At 40.8% G+C, this 5,436-nt stretch carries 4 protein-coding genes; all 4 read left to right on the top strand.

Going from position 1 to position 5,436, the window contains the following annotated elements; all coding sequences use genetic code 11:
* Positions 1–525: 525 nt before the first annotated feature.
* Entirely contained in the window at positions 526–1,308 is a 783-nt protein-coding gene (locus tag Q0502_RS04155; RefSeq protein ID WP_298647497.1) for a DUF1080 domain-containing protein, read from the top strand.
* 21 nt (positions 1,309–1,329) lie between these two features.
* Complete coding sequence (locus tag Q0502_RS04150) at positions 1,330–2,664, top strand: Gfo/Idh/MocA family oxidoreductase (protein ID WP_298647494.1); 1,335 nt, start codon at positions 1,330–1,332, stop codon at positions 2,662–2,664.
* A gap of 43 nt (positions 2,665–2,707) precedes the next feature.
* Positions 2,708–4,561 (top strand): glycoside hydrolase family 13 protein, encoded by a 1,854-nt coding sequence (locus Q0502_RS04145; RefSeq protein WP_298647491.1) that lies wholly within the window; start codon positions 2,708–2,710, stop codon positions 4,559–4,561.
* Between the two features lie 21 nt (positions 4,562–4,582).
* The coding region (locus tag Q0502_RS04140) for a carboxypeptidase-like regulatory domain-containing protein (RefSeq protein WP_298647488.1) at positions 4,583–5,436 on the top strand (854 nt) is incomplete at its 3' end.

Below are 5,436 nucleotides of genomic sequence, written 5' to 3'. Positions count from 1 at the left end.
CTTTTCGGCAGTTTTTATTCACTTATATGTTCATTTCAGGCACTCATGGCTGTTGCATCACAAATATAGGAATTAAAACGGTAAAACAGTTAAAAAAAGTTTCCGAAATAGCTGTATATTGAACATTCCTGCCGGGTAACCTTTCACAGCTGCTTTTGGAATTAATCGCAGAAAGCGTTCTTTTTCAATCAAATTATAAAGTTTCAGACATAACTTGACAGACCTACTAAGTTCAAGATAGAAGTGCAAAAGATTTGATTACATTACACTTCTTATCTTAATTGTTTTTTTTCAAAATCCCCTTTCAAAAGTGCTTAAGGGGTAAACTTCATGATGAGGCAGCTTTTTTTGCATTAACGTCTCTCACCTTTTCATTTCATCTCAACTTTCTTAATTATAATAAAAAATGATACAAAATGTCAAAAAAACGATATAATATTTTGCAGGCATAAGGGCGAACTGCACCTATCTTTGTTTTTGTGCGATCGAGATATCTATTTCCAATAATTTTAATACATAGAAAGTATGCTAAAAAAAACACAATGTATTCTGGCCTTATCTATATGTATAATGGCATTGCAAGCTCAGCAGGAACAAGTTCCGCAAACCGTACAAAATCGTCCTCCACAATGGGATCCCCGTAGCACTGAATGGTATTATCCCGTACCTGAAAAAGTTGTTCCTGGGCAAGGCGTAAAACCTCCCTCGGACGCTATTATTCTTTTTGATGGTACAGACCTGTCAAAATGGGAATCAGCTAACAGGAATAATCCGGGAGCAGCTGCTGAATGGGAAGTAAGGAATGGAGAGTTGAGAGTTGTACCGGGAAAAGGTACCATTCGGACCAAGGATTATTTTGGAGATTGTCAGCTACACATTGAATTTAAGTCACCCGCCCCCGGATCTCATAACGGGCAAGATAGGGGGAACAGTGGTATAATGCTTCAGAGCCGTTATGAAATACAGGTATTGGATGGGGATAATAATCCTACATATGTAAATGGAATGGTAGGTAGTGTATATAAACAAAGTGCACCGTTGGTCAATGCATATACCAGAAACGGGGAATGGCAGATATATGATATATACTGGAGAGCTCCACGTTTTGGTACGGGGGGAGAATTGGAATCTCCGGCGATGGTAACTGTAGTTTTGAATGGAGTGGTGGTTCAAAATAATTATATACTAAAAGGTAGTACTCCTTATACCGGTCTGCCAAGTTACACTCCTCACGGGAGAATGCCTTTGACATTACAGGATCACGGTACTGAAGTTGCATTCCGTAATATCTGGATACGAAATTTATAATAAAGAATTAATCTTAATATTATGACGACACGGAGAAGTTTTTTGAAAAGTACGGGAGCTTTAGCAACGACTTTTGGGGTTGCATCGATCCTCTCACCACAAATAATGGCCTCCATTAATAAGAGTGCACCAAGTGACAGGGTGAATATTGCAGTTATTGGTGTGGGAATGGGATGTGCCGATTTGAACGGGATTCTGCAAAATGATTGGGCTCATTGTGCTGGAATGTGTGATGTAAACCAGGAACGGTTGGAAACACAAGCAGCAGATTTCAGAAAAAGATATCCCGATCAAACTACAGATATGAAGTTGTATAAGGATTTTCGGGATGTATTGGATAACAAGGATATTGATGGTGTAATTATTGGAACCCCGGATCATTGGCATACCTATATGTTTTGTGAGGCATTGAAAGCGGGAAAAGCAATTTATGTAGAAAAACCCGTTGCCAACTCTATCGCGGAATGTAATACAATGATGGATTTTCAAAAGAAATATAAGGGGATAGTAACTACAGGATTATGGCAAACCAGTCAACGTTACTTCCGTGGAGCAAATGATATCTTGGCTACGGGTGCATTGGGAGACATTTATAAAGTCCATATTTTCCTTTGCCAGAATACCAATCCACGTTTACCAACACCTGATAGTATAGTCCCTTCAGATTTTAATTATGATATGTGGTTAGGTCCTGCTCCCCTACGTCCGTATAATCAGGGAAGAGTAAGGGGCTGGCGCGGTTTTTGGGATTATGGTGGGGGACAACAGACTGACTGGGGGGTACATTGGATAGACTCTGCATTTGATGGATTGGCAGTATTGGGACTGGATAACAGGAGTTTTCCAAAATCGATCTATTCCACTGCTTATAAGCATCCCGATACATTCAATGAGACACCCAGTGTACAAACCACAATTTTTCAGTATGACAATTTTCATATTGAATGGACTCAACAGGTTGCACATTTATATAATCGGAATCAGGGTGTGGTCTGGATTGGCAGTAAAGGAATGTTAGTTTGTAATCGCGACGGATATGAATTAATCCCGGTAAAAAGTCGTGAGGGTGAATTGTTGGCTCAACCGTATCAGATGGCAGGTCCGTTTGAATTTCGTGGAGTTATAGATCATGCTACCAATTGGGGTGAATGTATACGAAAGGGAACCATGGAGACGAATAGTCCCATTGAAAAAGGGGTATTTGCTACTATTCTGGCTCATGCGGCCAATATTTCCTTTCGAACCAATAGCAAGGTTGTCTATGATCCAAAGTCCCGTTCTTTTGGTGATAATCAGGAAGCAAATACATATCTGAAGCCGGTTTACCGATCTCCCTGGGAATATCCTGTTTTATAAAGATATGGAATACGGAAAATAATGAAGTGGTTTTATATACAACATGAATTATATGAGAAAACTAAATATAATAATTGTATTGTGTTATTTGGGGATATTCTGTTTGCAAGCGATGGAGGTCAGCCGCATGGAGCCCTCATTCTGGTGGACAGGAATGAAAAACCCTGAATTACAGATAATGCTTTATGGAAAGGATATTGCAAAATCCAAGGTTCAACTTGACTATGATGGAGTGAGAATTAAGGAGGTTGTACAGGTTGAGAATCCAAACTATCTGTTTGTTTATCTGGAACTCCGGGATAATACCCGACCGGGCATCATGCAGATAGAACTGACAGAGGGGAAGAATACGATCCGCAAACCGTTTGAACTCAAGCAGAGGAGTAATCGGCCGGGTGCTATGGGTTTTTCATCCGGTGATGTGATGTATTTGATCACTCCCGACCGTTTTGTGAATGGAATACCGGAAAATGATAATCTGGATACAGTGAAAGTTAATCGTCAACGTCCTGGTTCACGGCATGGGGGTGATCTGCGAGGGATTATCAATAAGCTTGATTATATTGAAGATTTGGGTTTCACCACCGTCTGGTTGAATCCGGTACTGGAGAATAGAATGCCCGGCGGATCATATCACGGATATGCAATTACAGATTTTTTTAATGTAGATCCCCGCTTTGGAACGAATGAAGAATATTGTGAATTGGTAGACAAGGCACATGAAAAAGGGATGAAAGTTGTTATGGATATGATTTTCAATCATTGCGGCAGTTCACATTGGTGGATGAAAGATATGCCTGCTTCCGATTGGTTGAATAATCAGGGAAATTTTGTGCAAACTACTCATTACAAATGGACTCTGATGGATATTCATGCTCCTGAGTCAGAGAAGGATATTCTGGTAAATGGATGGTTTGGCAGAGGTATGCCCGATTTGAATCAACGCAATAGACATCTTGCTACCTATCTGATACAAAATAGTATTTGGTGGATTGAATATGCCAGGATAGATGGTATTCGACAGGATACACATCCCTATGCTGACTATGATTTTATGGCCAGATGGTGTCAAGAGGTTGAAAATGAGTACCCAGACTTTAATATTGTAGGTGAAGCGTGGTATCCAAGGATTACTGCATCTGCATGGTGGCAGGGAAATTCACCAAACAACAACAGTAACAGCCATTTGAAGACAGTCATGGATTTTGACCTGTCATTTACAGCTAAAGATGCTTTTACGGATGAGTCTTCCTCACGTGAAGGATCGGAAGCCGGACTGTTCAAACTCTATGAGGTAATCGCCCAGGATTATCTATTTGCAGATCCGGATAATATCCTCACTTTTTTGGATAATCATGATTTAGGACGATTCATGAAGAAAGAGGAGAAGGATTTAAGAAGATATAAGCAGGCAATTGCCTTTCTTCTAACCACAAGGGGTATACCTCAAATATATTATGGGACAGAAATATTGATGTATGGAGAAAAAAAGGATGGTGACGGAAATATTCGTAAGGATTTTCCAGGTGGATGGCCTGATGATGAGGTAGATGCCTTTACAAAAGAAGGACGGACGTTATTACAGAACGAAGCCTGGGATTATATGCAAAAGATTCTTCACTGGAGAAAAATGAGCTCTCCTGTAAAGGAAGGAAAACTGATCCATTACACTCCCGACCGCACGGGCTGTTATGTCTATGCGCGTATAAAGGATGGACAGACGGTGCTGGTGGTGCTCAATGGAACCGATAACGAACAACTTCTACCGATGTCGCGATTCTCCGAAGTAATAGGGAAATATCAGGCAGGAAAAGACATTATAACCGGGAAAAGCGTTTCAGTTGCTGAAACCGTAAAACTTCCTCCAAGAGGTGTATTTATCATAGATTTATATTGACATTTTAATACCAATTACATTATGGACAGACAAATGAATATTTTCTCTTCCCCTGGAAGAAGAGGTGGACGACATTTATTGAATAAGGCATTTCTAATAATAGGCATGTTGCTTATTTCAATGGGAACATTTGCACAGATACGTATAACCGGTGTGGCGACAGATGCCGGGACAGGAGAAACACTTCCCTTTATTACCATTCAGGTGAAAGGAACCACACAGGGAACGACTACTGATAGTGATGGAAAATATACGATTGTAGTCCCCGGACAAGATGCTGTTCTTGTATATTCCTATATCGGATATCAAACAATTGAAGTTACTGTAGGTATTCAGACAACGATAAACGTTGCTTTACAGGAAGATATCGAGGTTCTTGATGAAGTAGTTGTAGTTGGATATGGTGTGCAAAACCGTCGTGATGTTACCGGATCAATCGCCAAGGTAGAGGGAAGCGACCTGATGTCGATACCTACCAGTTCTTTTGATGCAGCAATGCAGGGAAGAGCGGCGGGTGTGCAGGTAACACAAACTTCTGGAATGGCTGGTGCCGGTGCTGCAATTCGTGTACGTGGTATTGCTTCTATCACTGCCGGAGGAGATCCTCTTATTGTGATTGACGGGATACCTGTCCAGCAAGATGCCGGAAGCCGGACAGGAGGAGCACAGGATAACCCATTGGCTTCTTTAAATACCAATGATATACAAAGTATTGATATTTTGAAAGATGCTTCAGCCACTGCTATTTATGGTTCCCGGGGTGCCAACGGAGTTGTGCTAATCACCACAAAACGAGGTAAGAGTGGAAAACCCCAGATTAATTATAGCTCCCGGGTTGCTTTTGCCACTCCGAATGTAAAAGTGAAAATGTTGGA

The organism is uncultured Proteiniphilum sp. (assembly GCF_937873925.1).
Classification (GTDB): Bacteria; Bacteroidota; Bacteroidia; order Bacteroidales; family Dysgonomonadaceae; genus Proteiniphilum.
Note: the sequence above shows the minus strand (reverse complement) of the source record. Positions and strands in the feature narration are given on the sequence as shown.